At 49.3% G+C, this 14,434-nt stretch carries 13 protein-coding genes; 3 read left to right on the top strand and 10 right to left on the bottom strand.

Features of this window, described 5'->3' with window-relative positions; translation table 11 throughout:
- Nucleotides 1–70: 70 nt before the first annotated feature.
- Complete coding sequence (locus ACFQ2T_RS09590; RefSeq protein ID WP_379033644.1) at nt 71–661, top strand: SPOR domain-containing protein; 591 nt, start codon at nt 71–73, stop codon at nt 659–661.
- A gap of 118 nt (nt 662–779) precedes the next feature.
- Complete coding sequence (locus tag ACFQ2T_RS09585; RefSeq protein WP_379033642.1) at nt 780–1,421, top strand: thiol:disulfide interchange protein DsbA/DsbL; 642 nt, start codon at nt 780–782, stop codon at nt 1,419–1,421.
- A gap of 45 nt (nt 1,422–1,466) precedes the next feature.
- Here the strand turns inward: ACFQ2T_RS09585 and ACFQ2T_RS09580 are convergent, their stop codons facing one another.
- Nucleotides 1,467–3,155, bottom strand: a complete 1,689-nt coding sequence (locus ACFQ2T_RS09580; protein WP_379033640.1) for a potassium channel family protein — start codon at nt 3,153–3,155, stop codon at nt 1,467–1,469.
- A 12-nt stretch (nt 3,156–3,167) separates the two neighbouring features.
- The gene (locus tag ACFQ2T_RS09575; RefSeq protein WP_379033637.1) at nt 3,168–3,542 is read right to left on the bottom strand and encodes a DUF6394 family protein; all 375 of its coding nucleotides are present in this window, start codon (nt 3,540–3,542) and stop codon (nt 3,168–3,170) included.
- 60 nt (nt 3,543–3,602) lie between these two features.
- Between ACFQ2T_RS09575 and ACFQ2T_RS09570 the strand changes: the two genes are divergently transcribed.
- Nucleotides 3,603–4,412, top strand: a complete 810-nt coding sequence (locus tag ACFQ2T_RS09570) for an SDR family oxidoreductase (protein ID WP_379033634.1) — start codon at nt 3,603–3,605, stop codon at nt 4,410–4,412.
- A 130-nt stretch (nt 4,413–4,542) separates the two neighbouring features.
- Here ACFQ2T_RS09570 and ettA read toward each other — a convergent pair whose 3' ends face one another.
- The 8 genes from ettA to atpG all read right to left on the bottom strand — a co-directional run bounded on the left by ettA (nt 4,543) and on the right by atpG (nt 14,432).
- Nucleotides 4,543–6,207: an energy-dependent translational throttle protein EttA gene (gene ettA, locus ACFQ2T_RS09565; protein WP_379033632.1), complete on the bottom strand. Its 1,665-nt coding sequence runs from the start codon at nt 6,205–6,207 to the stop codon at nt 4,543–4,545.
- A gap of 143 nt (nt 6,208–6,350) precedes the next feature.
- Nucleotides 6,351–6,815: an Hsp20 family protein gene (locus tag ACFQ2T_RS09560; protein WP_379033629.1), complete on the bottom strand. Its 465-nt coding sequence runs from the start codon at nt 6,813–6,815 to the stop codon at nt 6,351–6,353.
- 119 nt (nt 6,816–6,934) lie between these two features.
- The gene (locus ACFQ2T_RS09555) at nt 6,935–8,155 is read right to left on the bottom strand and encodes an EAL and HDOD domain-containing protein (protein WP_379033626.1); all 1,221 of its coding nucleotides are present in this window, start codon (nt 8,153–8,155) and stop codon (nt 6,935–6,937) included.
- Nucleotides 8,156–8,279: 124 nt separating this feature from the next.
- Nucleotides 8,280–10,115, bottom strand: coding sequence for a glutamine--fructose-6-phosphate transaminase (isomerizing) (glmS, locus tag ACFQ2T_RS09550; protein ID WP_379033624.1), 1,836 nt, complete (start codon nt 10,113–10,115; stop codon nt 8,280–8,282).
- A gap of 4 nt (nt 10,116–10,119) precedes the next feature.
- Nucleotides 10,120–11,490, bottom strand: coding sequence for a bifunctional UDP-N-acetylglucosamine diphosphorylase/glucosamine-1-phosphate N-acetyltransferase GlmU (gene glmU / locus ACFQ2T_RS09545; RefSeq protein WP_379033622.1), 1,371 nt, complete (start codon nt 11,488–11,490; stop codon nt 10,120–10,122).
- A 69-nt stretch (nt 11,491–11,559) separates the two neighbouring features.
- Nucleotides 11,560–11,985: a F0F1 ATP synthase subunit epsilon gene (locus ACFQ2T_RS09540; RefSeq protein WP_379033620.1), complete on the bottom strand. Its 426-nt coding sequence runs from the start codon at nt 11,983–11,985 to the stop codon at nt 11,560–11,562.
- Between the two features lie 74 nt (nt 11,986–12,059).
- Nucleotides 12,060–13,496 (bottom strand): F0F1 ATP synthase subunit beta, encoded by a 1,437-nt coding sequence (gene atpD, locus ACFQ2T_RS09535; protein WP_379033618.1) that lies wholly within the window; start codon nt 13,494–13,496, stop codon nt 12,060–12,062.
- 66 nt (nt 13,497–13,562) lie between these two features.
- Nucleotides 13,563–14,432, bottom strand: coding sequence for a F0F1 ATP synthase subunit gamma (gene atpG, locus ACFQ2T_RS09530; RefSeq protein WP_379033616.1), 870 nt, complete (start codon nt 14,430–14,432; stop codon nt 13,563–13,565).
- Nucleotides 14,433–14,434: the final 2 nt, after the last annotated feature.

The raw sequence follows: 14,434 nt of genomic DNA, 5'->3' as shown, positions 1-14,434 counted from the left end.
TGCGTTAAACATGCGCTGTCGCATAACGAGTTAGAAATACCTCACAGAAATGAATGGTTAAACACTACACATGAGTCGCGATTACAAACCCTCTCAAACAAAAGCCAAAGCTAAAAGCAGTGGCAGCTCGTTTTTTAACGGCCTGCTGGTAGGGCTTTTTTTGGGGGTCGCCCTGACAGTGGCCCTGATCATTTACATTAAAGGTGACCATAGCCCGTTCTCCAGTGCCTTCAAAAAAGACGAAAGCCAGCACGAATTACCGATTAAAAATACGGTGACGGAAGAGGAAGTCAAACCGGGCAGTGCCTCTATCGAAGACCCGAACAAATTTGATTTCTATACCATCTTGCCAGATACCGAGAGCAAAATCAGCGAAGAACAGGTAAAAAAGAACCCTACCATCAAGCAGGAAAGTTATTTTGTGCAGGTGGGTGCTTTTGCCAGAGAAGATGATGCCAACAACCTGAAAACACGCTTGGCCTTGGTCGGTTTTGAAGCATTTGTGCAAACGGCAGATATCCCCAACAAGGGCACCATGCACCGGGTCCGCATTGGCCCTCTGCGCGATCTGGCCAAGATCAGTAAAATCAGCCATGACCTGGAAACCAATGGCTTCCAGGCCAATCTGATCAAGGTCAATATCGAGTCGTCTGCACATTAAACATTGATTTAACCTTGGGCTGTGTCATCGCAGTGTCACCCGGTTACGTTAAATCATCAATTTGCAAATTATCGATACGTTTAATCATTACTTTCCACCGAACAAGGAATCTCATTATATGAAAAAATTGTTGTTAAGCTTGATGCTCCTGACTGGACTTACCAGTGCAGCCTGGGCGGATCCACAAGCAGGTCAGCAGTTTGACCAGGTCACGCAACAAATCGCGACCGACCAACCTGCAAAAATCGAAGTCATGGAAATCTTCTGGTACGGCTGTCCGCATTGCTACCATATGGAACAGCCATTGGAAGCATGGGTGAAGAAATTACCTGCTGATGTTTATTTCAAACGGGTACCGGCCTTGCCAAACGCAGGTTGGGCGCCAATGGCTAAAACCTACTATGCCATGCAGGAACTAGGCGTACTGGACAAACTGCACAGCCAGCTGTTTGACGCCATTCATAAAAGCAAGACACTTAACCCGGCGGATGAAGCAGCGGCGATTGATTGGGTGATTAAACAGGGTGGCCTGGACAAGATTAAAGTTGAAAAAGCGTTCAAGTCATTTGCAACGACCATGCAGATGAACAAAGCCATGCAAACCTTCAAGTCATCGGGTGCCACAGGTGTACCTAGCCTGATTATTGACGGCAAGTATATTACCGGTAGCTCCATGGCCGGCGGTAACGACGCAGCCTTGCAAACAGCTGATTTTATTATTAACAATGTGCGCAAAGACAAAGCCAGCGGGAAGAAGTAAACCTGACGGACAGTAATAAAAAGCCCTGCAGTTACAGGGCTTTTTTTACGACTTCAACCAGCGACCAATCCAGGTTTCGGGCATTTCGGTACCAGTGACGATATAGTGCAATGTCTTGATGTCATGCATGACATAACGCTGTATCGATTTTGCCTGGTCCATGCCGCAACATAAGATCTTGTCCCCCATTTGTAACGGGGTTGAAAGCTCCGGCAGCATGGATTTCTGGTCGCCGCGCACCAGCATCAATGGTACCACCGGCATTTCGTGCCGCTTCCCTGAAGGACTCATGACCAGGTGTCGGAGGGTAGGTTGCAAACCTTGCTGCATTAATGAACAGACGGCAAACGCCATCTCGCCTTCAATCGTGATATCCCAGGTATCCGGCACCTGCTCGCCTAATTTGGACACCAGTTGGGCAATCACCGCATTCGCCCAGGCATTGGTTTGATGCCTGGCATTCGCCAGAAATTCAGCCAGCATCGGTGACACCATATAAGACAAACAGGTATGCGCAATCACATCGCTGGGCTGCATGGTGATATCGGCATTAAAGTGATCAAATAGCGGATCGTTATGGCGCTTGTTTTTGCGGATAATCACAAACAGTTTCGGATTCACTTCCTGCGCGGTCATCACAATCGCCAGGTTATTAATGTCATTGTCTGTGCCTGCCACTATGCCTATCGCATGTTCTATCCCGGCTTCCTGCAGAATATGTGACTCCACGCCGCTACCGACAATACAGTTCTCGCATTGCGTGCCTTGCGGATCCGCTTCAATAATCGTCACATCCATAGCACCATTCTGCAGGCTGTTTACCACCGATTTGCCAAACCGGCCAAAACCACAGGCAATCCATTTACCTTTGGGAATCGCTGCCGGTGGCGCAATCGCATCACCTGGGGCTCTGGTCAGCCACTCGTGTAACAGATAGGTACCCAGCGAATTCAGCCGCATGGCCAGATGTTCACCAAAAATCTTGTAGGGGTTAATAATATGATCAGTGCCGAACGAGGCCATATTGGCCGCCACCACATCATTTTCCACCCGCGCAAGCACCGGCAATTCCGGTTTGATCAGCTTGATGGCCACCGAAATGGCGAGGTTGGCATGATCATCATCCGTCAATGCCGCCACGCCCCGGCACATGGGGTTTTTGATGCCCGCGTACAGCAGCACTTCAGACAGCTTGGCATCTGCACATAAATGAGGCACATAAAACTGGTAATCCGTCATTTCCAGGTCGTTAATCCGCTCAGGCGCGATTTCAAGTACTACCACCCGCAGCTCATTTCTATCCAGCGCCCGCACCAGCTCACTACCGGTCTCGCCGTAGCCACAAATCAGGTAAAACGGCTCCCTCAGGTTACAGACATCGCGCTGGAACCTGGCGGTTTTAATCGCCTGCTTGAGGGTAGCCTCCTGGAACAGGGCAATAATCGCCCCTATGGCATAAAACCACGCAATCACCGTGAAATAAATGGAGAAGGTCATCCACATGCGCTGGTGACCGGTGAACGGGTAGGGGATTTCCCCAAAGCCGATGGTAGTAGCGGTATAACTCAGGATATAAAACGCATCGAAAAAACTCAGGTGATAAGCCTGGCCGTGATCATCGGCGCCAGGAATCAGCACAAAACCGATCAGTGCGATGGCGTAGCTGATAATCACCATCAACAGCGGCGCGCGCATGCGCCGCAGAATCAGGAAAATGATCTGATTAAGGTTCATTACTGAATAAAGCTAACGACGCAGGGTGACTGTTTCGTAAATCAGTAAGATCACTGAAGTCACATTGGCCAGAAAAGCACCACCGGACAGTGAAACGATACCCACGATGACTTCCGGCTCGGTAGATTGCGTACCGGCTGCAGTCCAGATAATGGCAGCAGCAATCAACTGCAAATCAGCCACCAGGCTAGTGGCCAGGTGAATGGCGCCAATCTGGGTACGGTCGCCAAACTTGAGCACGGTCGCAATCAGGTTGACCACGATGGCTGCATACAACTCATAATGCAAATGGTGCTTGGGATTATCAATCTGGCCGACAAAAAAACCGAAGTTGAGCGTCATAGCCAAAATAATAAAAAACCCAAAAATGACTTTTTCCAGATTCATGATGGTTTCCACATGTTGTTTTATGGCATTCTAACCCAACCATTTTTTTCTGTAAGTTTTATGCCACAGTCAGACCCTTCCCAACTTCGTATCGTTATTACCGGCGCCTCCAGCGGCATAGGGCAAGCGCTGGCAAAAGCCTATGCCCGGCATTATGGTGCGCAATGCACATTGGCACTCATAGGCCGTAAACAATCCGCATTGGACACCCTGCAAAATGAAATAGTGACTGCGTATGGCAGCCAGGTTCATGGCTATGTGGCCGACGTGCGTGATGTTGAGCGCATGCAAACGATTGCCAGCGAGTTTTTGGCAAATATAGGTACACCCCATATTGTGATTGCCAATGCCGGTGTCAGCCGCGGTACCCTGACGGAATACCAGGAAGATATTTCCGCCTTCCAGGCCGTGTTTGATACTAATGTCATGGGCATGGTGCATACCTTCCAGCCTTTTATCAACGCAATGAAAGAATCAGCAGGGAAAGGTGAGCCGGCGCAACTGATAGGCATCGCCAGCGTGGCAGGCATACGTGGCTTGCCGGGGTCAGGGGCTTACAGCGCAAGTAAAGCCGCGGCGATTACCTATCTTGAAAGTTTGCGCGTGGAAATGCAGCTAAACAATATTTCCGTAACCACAATCGCGCCAGGCTATATTCGTACCCCTATGACGGATATTAATACTTATCCCATGCCATTTCTGATGGATGCAGATGTGTTTGCCAATAAAGCTATCCAGGCTATCTCTGCACAAAAACGCTTTACCGTGATTCCCTGGCAAATGGGTATCGTCGCCAGGCTGATGCGTTTACTGCCTGCGGCTCTGTGGGACTTCATTATGAAAAAAGCCCCGCACAAGGCAAGGCTTTGACTGTCGCTCTTACGTTCGACGATATTAAAGAATAGGTCTAACTGTTTGTAAATTCGGAATTACGTTGATATGACGGAAATCTTCATACAAGATTACAAAAAGCCCATTCAAGTGAATGGGCTTTTTATTTTTAACGAGCGATTGGTTTGTAACGGATACGTTTTGGCTTGGCGCCTTCTTCACCGAGGCGTTTTTTCTTGTCGGCTTCATATTCCTGATAGTTGCCGTTGAAGAACGTCCATTGTGAATCGCCTTCCGCAGCCAGGATATGCGTCGCGATCCGGTCCAGGAACCAGCGATCATGCGAGGTCACCAGTACGCAACCGGAAAACTCCAGCAAGGCGTCTTCCAGCGCGCGCAGGGTTTCTACATCGAGGTCATTTGAAGGCTCATCCAGCAGCAAGACATTGGCGCCGGAAATCAGCGTTTTCGCAAGGTGCAAACGACCACGCTCACCACCTGATAGTTGACCGACAATTTTTTGCTGGTCACCGCCTTTGAAGTTAAAGCGGCCGATATAGGCCCGGCTAGGCATTTCGAATTTGCCTACCGTTAATATATCCAGGCCACCAGAGATGGCTTCGAATACCGTTTTGTCGTTATCCAGGCCTTCGCGCGTTTGGTCTACCGCAGCAAGCTGCACGGTTGGGCCTTTGATGATCTCACCGCTATCTGGCTGTTCTTTGCCTTGCAACATGCGGAACAGCGTGGATTTACCGGCACCGTTAGGGCCGATCACACCGACAATCGCACCAGGAGGGATACTGAAGGAAAGGTTATCGATCAGCAGGCGGTCACCAAAGCCTTTGGAGACATTGTTGAATTCAATGACCTGGTTACCCAGGCGCTCACCTGGCGGAATAAAGATTTCCTGCGTTTCGTTACGGCGCTGGTACTCGACACCGGACATTTCTTCATAACGGGCCAAACGTGCCTTGCTCTTCGATTGACGCGCTTTTGCACCTTGGCGCACCCATTCCAGCTCTTGCTTCATGGCTTTGCGGTGGGCATCTTCCTGTTTGTGTTCCTGGGCCAGGCGCTCTTCTTTCTGCTCCAGCCAGTTGGAGTAATTGCCTTTCCATGGAATTCCTTCGCCACGGTCCAGTTCCAGGATCCACTCGGCAGCATTATCAAGGAAGTAGCGATCATGAGTCACGGCAACTACAGTGCCCGGGAAGCGCACCAGGAACTGCTCCAGCCATTCCACTGATTCGGCATCCAGGTGGTTGGTCGGTTCATCCAACAGCAGCATGTCTGGTCTGGATAGCAATAATTTGCATAAGGCGACACGGCGTTTTTCACCGCCAGACAATGGGCCTATCTTGGCATCCCACGGTGGCAGGCGCAGGGCATCGGCGGCGATCTCCAGTTGTTGCTCTACATCACTGCCGCTGGCAGTCAGGATATTTTCATATTTTGCCTGTTCTTCGGCCAGTTTGTCAAAATCGGCATCCGGCTCGGCATATGCTGCGTAGATTTCTTCCAGCTTCTGCTTGGCTTCCATCACGGCACCCAGGCCAGCTTCCACTTCCTGGCGTACGGTTTTTTCTGCATCCAGTTCCGGCTCCTGTGGCAGGTAACCGATGGAAATATTCGGCTGCCATTGCACTTCACCTTCGTAGTCTTTGTCAGCCCCGGCCATGATACGCAAGACGGTCGATTTACCGGAACCATTTAAACCTAACAGGCCAATTTTGGCGCCAGGGAAAAATGACAGGGAAATGTTTTTAATGATCTGCCGTTTGGGAGGTACGATTTTGCTCACGCGGAGCATGGACATCACATATTGGGCCATAGGATTTGCAAGCCTTCAAAAATTCTAAAAACGTATTTTAATACGCATCGCCGAAGTACGCTTGTTTAAACGCAAACGAATCCAGGTATTGAGATGCAGATATGAAAAAGGGCCCGGCGGGCCCTTTTTCAGCTAGCCTCTAATCAGGCAGCTTTTTGCTCAATGAAGTTTGAAACATTGGATTGCGCTTGCGTACCGATTTCAATTTTCCGCGGCTTAAGCGCTTCCGGGATTTCACGCACCAGGGCAATACTCAATAAACCGTTTTCAAGATTGGCGCCGGTGACTTTGACATGGTCGGCCAACTGGAATTTGTGTTCGAAATCGCGGTTGGCAATGCCACGATGCAGGAAAGTGGTTTCCTGCTCTTTTTTGGCTTTGCGGCCAGTCACGCGCAAGGTCTGGTGTTCTGTTTCAATCTCCAGCTCGTTTAGCTGGAACCCGGCAATGGCCATGACAATCTTGTAAGCGTTTTCATCGACCAGTTCGATGTTATAAGGCGGGTAGCTGATTTCGTTTTCGCTGCGCTGGCCGTCATTGAGCATTTTTGCCAAACGGTCAAAACCAATGGCGGTGCGATAGAGTGGGGTTAAGTCATAAGTACGCATACGTTTATCCTTTTAAAAATTAAGCGATTAACTGATTCACAGACCTCAAACTGCAAGCATCTGTGATTTCAATATGGGAATTCGCTTTATTTTTTCAAGAGGATGATACGCATCTGTTTTTAAACGCCTAACTTTTCTGTCCAGGCCAAAGCCTCCATATGGCACTGGTTCACCTTATCCGGATTCAGCTGCAACATCTCGGCCAGGTGCAGGATCTGGTCACTGTTGGCATCTTCACAAGCTTCGGTCAGTTTGAGAAAAGGGCCAAAAATACCTTCACGTTTGGTCAATGCATCCATAATCGGTTCTGGTAACTGCAACTTATCCAGAATATCTTCCATCGGCACTTTCAGCATCACGTCCAGCAGGGAAAATACGCCGACCACAAACAGGTTATCTCGGTCTTTCTTGTCAAAGAAAGGTTCACCCAACAGCTCAGTCAGGCGTCCGCGCGTAATCGAGGTTTTCATCAGGGCAGGGGAGGTGCTGTTATTACCGGCCGTGACCATCAGCAAGGTCAGCCAGCGATAGAGCTGGTTACGGCCAAGTATGGTCAAAGCATGACCGATAGACTGGACTTCGCACGACAAGCCAAAACCAACTGAATTGATGTAGCGCAATAATTTATAGCTGAGGGTGGTATCGCGTTTGAAACCGTTTTCAATGTCCCGGTTGTCGGCTTCCTGGCTGACCAGGTTCAATATATTCAGCACCCCTTCAAAACTGGGGTTGATGACCTTTGCATTCAGGTTTTCGGGTTTGGCATAAAAGTAGCCTTGAAACAGCGGGTAGCCTGCTTCTTGCAAGCTCTTGAATTGCGCGTTTTGTTCGACTTTTTCGGCAATCAGCTTGCAATTAGGTTTCTGGTATTTGTTTAGCCATGTTTTGGCTTGTTCAATCGTTATTTCGCGCATATCGAGCTTGATATAATCCGCGATTGGAATCAGGGCTTCGAGATGGCTATGACGTTGCGGGTTATCCAGTGCGATTCTGAATTTGGCGGCTTTGAGCGCCTGGCATCGCGCAATGATTTCTGGCGTCACATCGACCTGGTGCACAATCTCCAATACCGTTTTTTCGGCTGGCATCAACTCCAGAAACTCGCTACCCAGCATGACATGGTCGACATTGATAAATGCCAGTTGCTGACCCAACAGCCAGCTTTCGTGCATTTCATCCATGGTGGTGGAGAGGATTTTGGCGCAGGTTTGAATGTCTTCTTCAAACGGCGTATCACTGCCATCGGACTCTTTCCTAAAAAAGAACTCGTAACCAATGATCTCCTGCTTGTCATTAACAATAGGCTGGCGCCCGATAATACTCTGATGTGATGTGGTCATGACTACATTTCCTGATTAGCACCGGGAGACCGGTGACTAGTTTCCAAATAGTAGTATAGGCGAAAGCAATCTACTTCTTAATTGTAAAAAGGCCCCAATTGCTGGGGCTTTTCAAGATTTGTATTTATTCTACAGTGACGCTCTTGGCCAGATTACGTGGTTTATCCACATCCGTGCCTTTCAGCAACGCGGCATGATAGGCCAGTAATTGGACAGGGATCACATGCAGTATCGGTGATAGCACGCCTACATGTCTTGGTGTACGGATGACGTGCACACCTTCCGAAGCATTAAAATGGCTGTCAGCATCTGCAAACACAAACAACTCGCCGCCGCGCGCCTTCACTTCCTGCATATTGGATTTCACTTTTTCCAGCAGGGCATCGTTAGGTGCGATGACGACTACCGGCATATTGCTATCTACCAATGCCAGCGGACCATGTTTGAGTTCGCCTGCCGGATAGGCTTCGGCATGGATATAAGATATTTCCTTAAGCTTGAGCGCCCCTTCCATTGCGATAGGGAAATGCACGCCGCGACCAAGGAATAGTGCATGCTCTTTATCACCAAAACGGGCAGCCCACTCGCGGATCTGCGGCTCCAGATTCAGGGCAATCTGAACGCTACTGGTAAGCTGGCGCAAGTCGGTCAGGTAAGCCTGTTCCTGCTCAGGCGCTAACAAGCCACGCTCTTTCGCTAACGTCACTGAAAGCACAAACAGCGCAATCAGTTGCGTGGTAAAGGCCTTGGTACTGGCAACACCGATTTCGGCGCCGGCACGGGTGTAGAAAATCAGTGACGATGCTCGCGGAATAGCACTTTCCTGCACATTACAAATCGCCAGGCTAAACGGATGTCCCAGTTTCTGAGCATGCTTGAGCGCTTCCATGGTATCCAGCGTTTCACCGGATTGCGAGATAGTGACCACTAGCTGCTTAGGGTTGGGCACAGAGTCGCGGTAGCGGTATTCACTGGCAATTTCTACTGAGGTTGGGATTTTGGCGATGCTTTCCAGCCAGTATTTGGCAGTGAGGCCGGCGTAATAGCTGGTGCCTGCTGCCAGGATTAATACGCTATCGATTTGCTGAAAAATGGCTGAAGCAGATGTACCAAACAACTCACTTCTAAAGGCACCATCATCAATCAGCGCCTCTATGGTATCGCTGATCGCACGCGGTTGTTCATGAATTTCTTTTTGCATAAAGTGGCTATATGGACCAAGCTCAAGCGAGGCTAGTGAAACATCACTCATATGCACTTTACGTTGCACCGTTTCGCCTTGCCTGTCATAGATCACCACGGCATCGGTATTTAAAGTGGCGACGTCGCCATCCTCCAGGTAAATCACTTTGCGTGTAGCAGACAGTACCGCAGAGACATCGGAAGCCACAAAGTTTTCCTGCTCGCCCAGGCCAATCAACAATGGACAACCGAGACGGGCAACCACTAATTGCCTTGGATTATCCAGGGCGACCACACTGATGGCATAAGCGCCGGTCAGTTCAGTGATGGCATGTTGCACTGCTTTCAACAAGTCTCTGGTTTGCTGGTAATAATAATGCACCAGATGCGCAATGACTTCGGTGTCTGTCTGTGAATAAAACTGGTAGCCCAAGGCCGTCAGGCGGTCACGCTGTTCGTCGTGGTTTTCGATAATGCCGTTATGTACCACGGCTATTTGCGCATTATCCTGTGCTGGCGAGACATGCGGGTGCGCATTCTGCTCTGTCACTCCACCATGGGTGGCCCAGCGTGTATGCCCGATGCCGATATGGCTCTGTAAACCTTGCGCTTTATTCTCCAGCTCAGCCACGCGGCCGACCGAACGTACACGCTCAATCTGCTGATTGAGCACTGCAATCCCCGCTGAGTCATAACCACGGTACTCAAGGCGGCTTAAACCCTCAATGAGTAATGGAACGATATTTCTGTTTGCTACCGCACCGACAATGCCACACATACGCTTATTTTTTCACCTTTTGCGGACGTTTCCATCCTTGAATTGAACGTTGCTCTCGGGCACGACACAGGGTCAGTGAGTCAGCCGGGACATTTTTAGTAATGGTTGAGCCTGCCGCAATAGTGGCCCCTTTACCGACAGTGACAGGCGCCACCAGCTGCGTGTCGGAACCAACAAATACATCATCTTCAATGATAGTCTTATGTTTGTTTGCGCCATCGTAATTACAAGTGATGGTTCCCGCGCCGATGTTTACATTCGCACCAATACTGGCATCACCAACATAGCTTAAATGATTGACCTTACTACCCAGGCCAACCGTGGCATTTTTAATCTCGACAAAATTACCAACGTGGGTTTCAGCCGCTAGTTGTGTCCCTGGGCGCAGGCGCGCAAACGGCCCGATTTTGCTGTGTTGGCCTATGGTCGCATCATCGATATGAGTAAACGCTGCGAGCCTGCTGCCTTTGGCGATGACGGCATTTTTAATGACACACTGTGGGCCAATCTGTACATCGTCTTCGATGGTGACATTGCCTTCAAACACGCAATTGATATCAATCACCACGTCCCGCCCACAGGTAAGTTGACCGCGGATATCAATACGGCTGGCATCCAGCAGCGTCACGCCTTGTGTCATTAACTCGTTTGCCTGTCGCAACTGGTATTCTCTTTCAATCTGTTGCAGATCAACTTTGGAATTAATCCCTGTCACTGACCACGCATCGGCCACGACTTGCGGCAATACGGCGCGGCCTTCGCTGACGGATAACGCGATGATATCAGTGAGGTAGTACTCCTGCTGCGCATTATTGTTTTTAATGTGCGCCAGCCAGCTTTTCAGTTGCGCATTGGGCATCGCCATAATGCCGGTATTCACTTCCTTGATGGCGCGTTGTGTCTCACTGGCATCTTTATGTTCGACAATTGCCAATACCTCATTGTCGGCATTGCGAACAATGCGGCCGTAACCAGCCGGATCATTTTTTATAAACGTTTGTACGACCAGGTGCTGATCTGCGTGCTTCAGCATTTCCCTGCATGCGGCTATATCAACCAAGGGCACATCACCTAAAAGAATCAGTGCAGATCCCTGATCTGCTAGCAAGGGCAGGGCTTGTTGTACGGCATGTCCGGTGCCCAGTTGCTCTGCCTGTAACACCCAATCCAAATCTTCTCCAGGCGTTTGCTGCTGCACCTGCTCACCACCAAAACCATACACAATAATGATTTTCTTCGGGTCAAGTTGTCGTGCCACATCGATCACATGATGCAAAATCGGCTTGCCACCAATGCCGTGCAATACCTTAGGCAGGTCGGAGCGCATACGCGTACCTTTGCCGGCGGCCAGGATAATAATATTCAGGTCAGTCATAGTGTTATTTTAGCTCAGAAACAAAAAAGGCGACTCGAGAGTCGCCTGTTATTTTGTTTGCTATTTTTCTCAGTGTACCGATTTACGCAATTTTTGAATTGCCTGAATTTGTGCCACTGCTTCAGCCAGCTCAGCTTGCGCTGCTGCATAGTTGATTTCCGAGGATCGATTTTTCAGCGCTTCTTCAGCCGCTTCTTTGGCCGCGATGGCTTTTGCTTCGTCCAGATCCTGACCACGAATGGCTGTGTCTGCCAACACAGTGATTACACCTGGTTGTACTTCCAGCATGCCGCCAGAAATATAAATCACGGTTTCATCTTTATCTGCAGTTTGTTTGATACGCAAAGCACCTGGCTTGATGGTCGTAATCATAGGCGCATGGTTTGGGTAGATACCTACTTCACCGCCGCCTGCTGGTGCCACGACAAATTCGGCTTCGCCGGAGAAGATAGATTCTTCAGCGCTTACTACATCGATATGCACAGTATTTGCCATAATGTTCTCTTTTCTATTTCACTGAAAATTCATTAGACAAGCAGGTGAAAACCACCTGCCTGCATAACAAAGATTTAGTTCAGTGTTTTAGCTTTCTCAACCGCTTCTTCAATACCACCAACCATGTAGAACGCTTGCTCAGGCAAGTGATCGTATTCGCCGGCAACAATCGCCTTGAAGCCTTTGATGGTTTCTTTCAGTGGCACGTATTTGCCTGGCGCGCCAGTAAATACTTCAGCCACGTGGAAAGGTTGTGACAGGAAACGCTGGATTTTACGTGCACGGCCTACGGACAGTTTGTCTTCTGGAGACAATTCATCCATACCCAGAATCGCGATAATGTCGCGCAGTTCTTTATAGCGTTGCAGTGTTTGCTGTACGCTACGTGCGACGTTGTAATGCTCTTCACCAACCACCAGTGGATCCAGCTGGCGTGAAGTTGAATCCAGTGGGTCAACCGCAGGGTAGATACCTAAAGAAGCGATGTCACGTGACAACACAACTGTAGAGTCCAAATGCTGGAAAGTTGTTGCTGGTGATGGATCGGTCAAGTCATCCGCTGGTACGTAAACCGCTTGGATAGACGTAATAGAACCCACTTTAGTTGAAGTAATACGCTCTTGCAGACGGCCCATTTCATCAGCCAGGGTAGGTTGGTAACCTACGGCTGAAGGCATACGGCCCAGCAACGCGGATACTTCAGTACCGGCCAGTGTATAACGGTAGATGTTATCTACGAAGAACAATACGTCACGGCCTTCGTCACGGAATTTTTCAGCCATGGTCAAACCTGACAGCGCTACGCGCAGACGGTTGCCTGGAGGTTCGTTCATCTGACCGAACACCATGGCTACTTTTGATTCTTTCATGTTGTCCAGCTTGATAACGCCAGCATCTGCCATCTCGTGGTAGAAGTCGTTACCTTCACGGGTACGCTCACCCACACCGGCAAATACGGACAAACCGGAGTGCTGCTTAGCGATGTTGTTGATCAGTTCCAGCATGTTCACGGTTTTACCTACACCGGCACCACCGAACAGACCCACTTTACCGCCTTTAGCGAACGGGCAAACCAGGTCAATCACCTTGATGCCTGTTTCTAACAGGTCAACAGATGGAGACAGTTCTTCAAAAGCCGGGGCTTTCTGGTGGATAGAACGGAATTCTGTAGAATCGATTGGACCTACTTCGTCGATTGGGCGACCCAACACGTCCATAATACGGCCCAGAGTGCCTTCACCTACTGGTACAGAGATCGCTGAACCCGTATTTTTAAATGCGGTGCCACGTGCCAGACCATCTGAAGAACCCATGGCAATGGTACGTACCACGCCGTCACCCAGCTGTTGCTGCACTTCCAGTGTCAAACCGGCTTCTGCATTGGAGTTTTTGTCATCAATGATCAATGCATCGAATACTCTAGGCATTTGGTCACGTGGAAATTCCACGTCAACCACAGCGCCAATACACTGCACTACTTTACCTGTTACTACTTGATTTGCCTTTGCCATTTTCTTTTCCTAACTTTATGAGTCAGATCTAATTGAATTCTTTCACTTGCGCTTGAAGCGCACGCCTTAGGACGAAACTGCTGCCGCACCGCCGACGATTTCTGAAATCTCTTTGGTAATCGCAGCCTGACGGGCTTTGTTATAGACCAGTTTCAGTTCGCCAATCACGCTCTTCGCGTTATCGGATGCAGACTTCATCGCCACCATACGTGCAGATTGTTCTGATGCCATGTTCTCGGCCACTGCGTTGTAAATCAGTGATTCGATATAACGGGTCATCAACTCATCCACCACTGGTTTAGCTTCCGGCTCATAGATGTAATCCCAATGGCCATTTGCGCTTCCCAGTTGCTCACCTGACAATGGCAGCAGTTGCTGCATGGTCGGCTCTTGCTTCATGGTATTGATGAACTTGGTATAGCAGATGTAAAGCTGATCAATTTCACCGGCAATGTAAGCATCCAGCATCACTTTGATGCTACCAATCAGTTTTTCCAGTTGCGGTGTATCGCCCAGGCCTGTGATGTGTGATTTCACCTGTGCGCCGATACGGTTCATAAAGCCATAGCCTTTGTTACCAATCGCGCTGACGTTGATGCCTTTGCCTTCAGCTTCCCAGGCTTTCATCTGGTTCAGAGACAAACGCAATACGTTGGTATTCAAACCGCCGCACAGGCCTTTGTCTGAGCTGACCACAATCAGACCGATATTTTTCACCACATCACGCTTGATCAGAAACGGATGCCTATACTCAGATTGAGCAAAGGAGAGGTGAGCCGCCACATTACGGATTTTATCCGCATAAGGACGGGAAGCACGCATTCTATCCTGCGCTTTACGCATTTTAGAAGCAGCCACCATCTCCATCGCCTTGGTGATCTTGCGTGTATTTTCTACACTCTTGATCTTGGTTCTAATCTCTTTACTACCTGCCATAT

Origin of the sequence: Methylophilus flavus (assembly GCF_042678905.1) — a bacterium.
GTDB lineage: Bacteria > Pseudomonadota > Gammaproteobacteria > Burkholderiales > Methylophilaceae > Methylophilus > Methylophilus flavus.
The sequence above is the reverse complement of the archived record's forward strand: the minus strand, read 5'-3'. Positions and strand labels throughout refer to the sequence as shown.

Excerpts from the sequence above, each read along its gene's own strand:
- ACFQ2T_RS09560 (WP_379033629.1), bottom strand. The coding sequence starts at position 6,815 with ATGCGTACTTATGACTTAACCCCACTCTATCGCACCGCCATTGGTTTT.
- atpD (WP_379033618.1), bottom strand. The coding sequence starts at position 13,496 with ATGGCAAAGGCAAATCAAGTAGTAACAGGTAAAGTAGTGCAGTGTATT.
- ACFQ2T_RS09540 (WP_379033620.1), bottom strand. The coding sequence starts at position 11,985 with ATGGCAAATACTGTGCATATCGATGTAGTAAGCGCTGAAGAATCTATC.
- glmS (WP_379033624.1), bottom strand. The coding sequence starts at position 10,115 with ATGTGTGGCATTGTCGGTGCGGTAGCAAACAGAAATATCGTTCCATTA.
- ACFQ2T_RS09555 (WP_379033626.1), bottom strand. The coding sequence starts at position 8,155 with ATGACCACATCACATCAGAGTATTATCGGGCGCCAGCCTATTGTTAAT.
- ettA (WP_379033632.1), bottom strand. The coding sequence starts at position 6,207 with ATGGCCCAATATGTGATGTCCATGCTCCGCGTGAGCAAAATCGTACCT.
- ACFQ2T_RS09590 (WP_379033644.1), top strand. The coding sequence starts at position 71 with ATGAGTCGCGATTACAAACCCTCTCAAACAAAAGCCAAAGCTAAAAGC.
- ACFQ2T_RS09585 (WP_379033642.1), top strand. The coding sequence starts at position 780 with ATGAAAAAATTGTTGTTAAGCTTGATGCTCCTGACTGGACTTACCAGT.
- ACFQ2T_RS09580 (WP_379033640.1), bottom strand. The coding sequence starts at position 3,155 with ATGAACCTTAATCAGATCATTTTCCTGATTCTGCGGCGCATGCGCGCG.
- ACFQ2T_RS09570 (WP_379033634.1), top strand. The coding sequence starts at position 3,603 with ATGCCACAGTCAGACCCTTCCCAACTTCGTATCGTTATTACCGGCGCC.
- atpG (WP_379033616.1), bottom strand. The coding sequence starts at position 14,432 with ATGGCAGGTAGTAAAGAGATTAGAACCAAGATCAAGAGTGTAGAAAAT.
- glmU (WP_379033622.1), bottom strand. The coding sequence starts at position 11,490 with ATGACTGACCTGAATATTATTATCCTGGCCGCCGGCAAAGGTACGCGT.
- ACFQ2T_RS09575 (WP_379033637.1), bottom strand. The coding sequence starts at position 3,542 with ATGAATCTGGAAAAAGTCATTTTTGGGTTTTTTATTATTTTGGCTATG.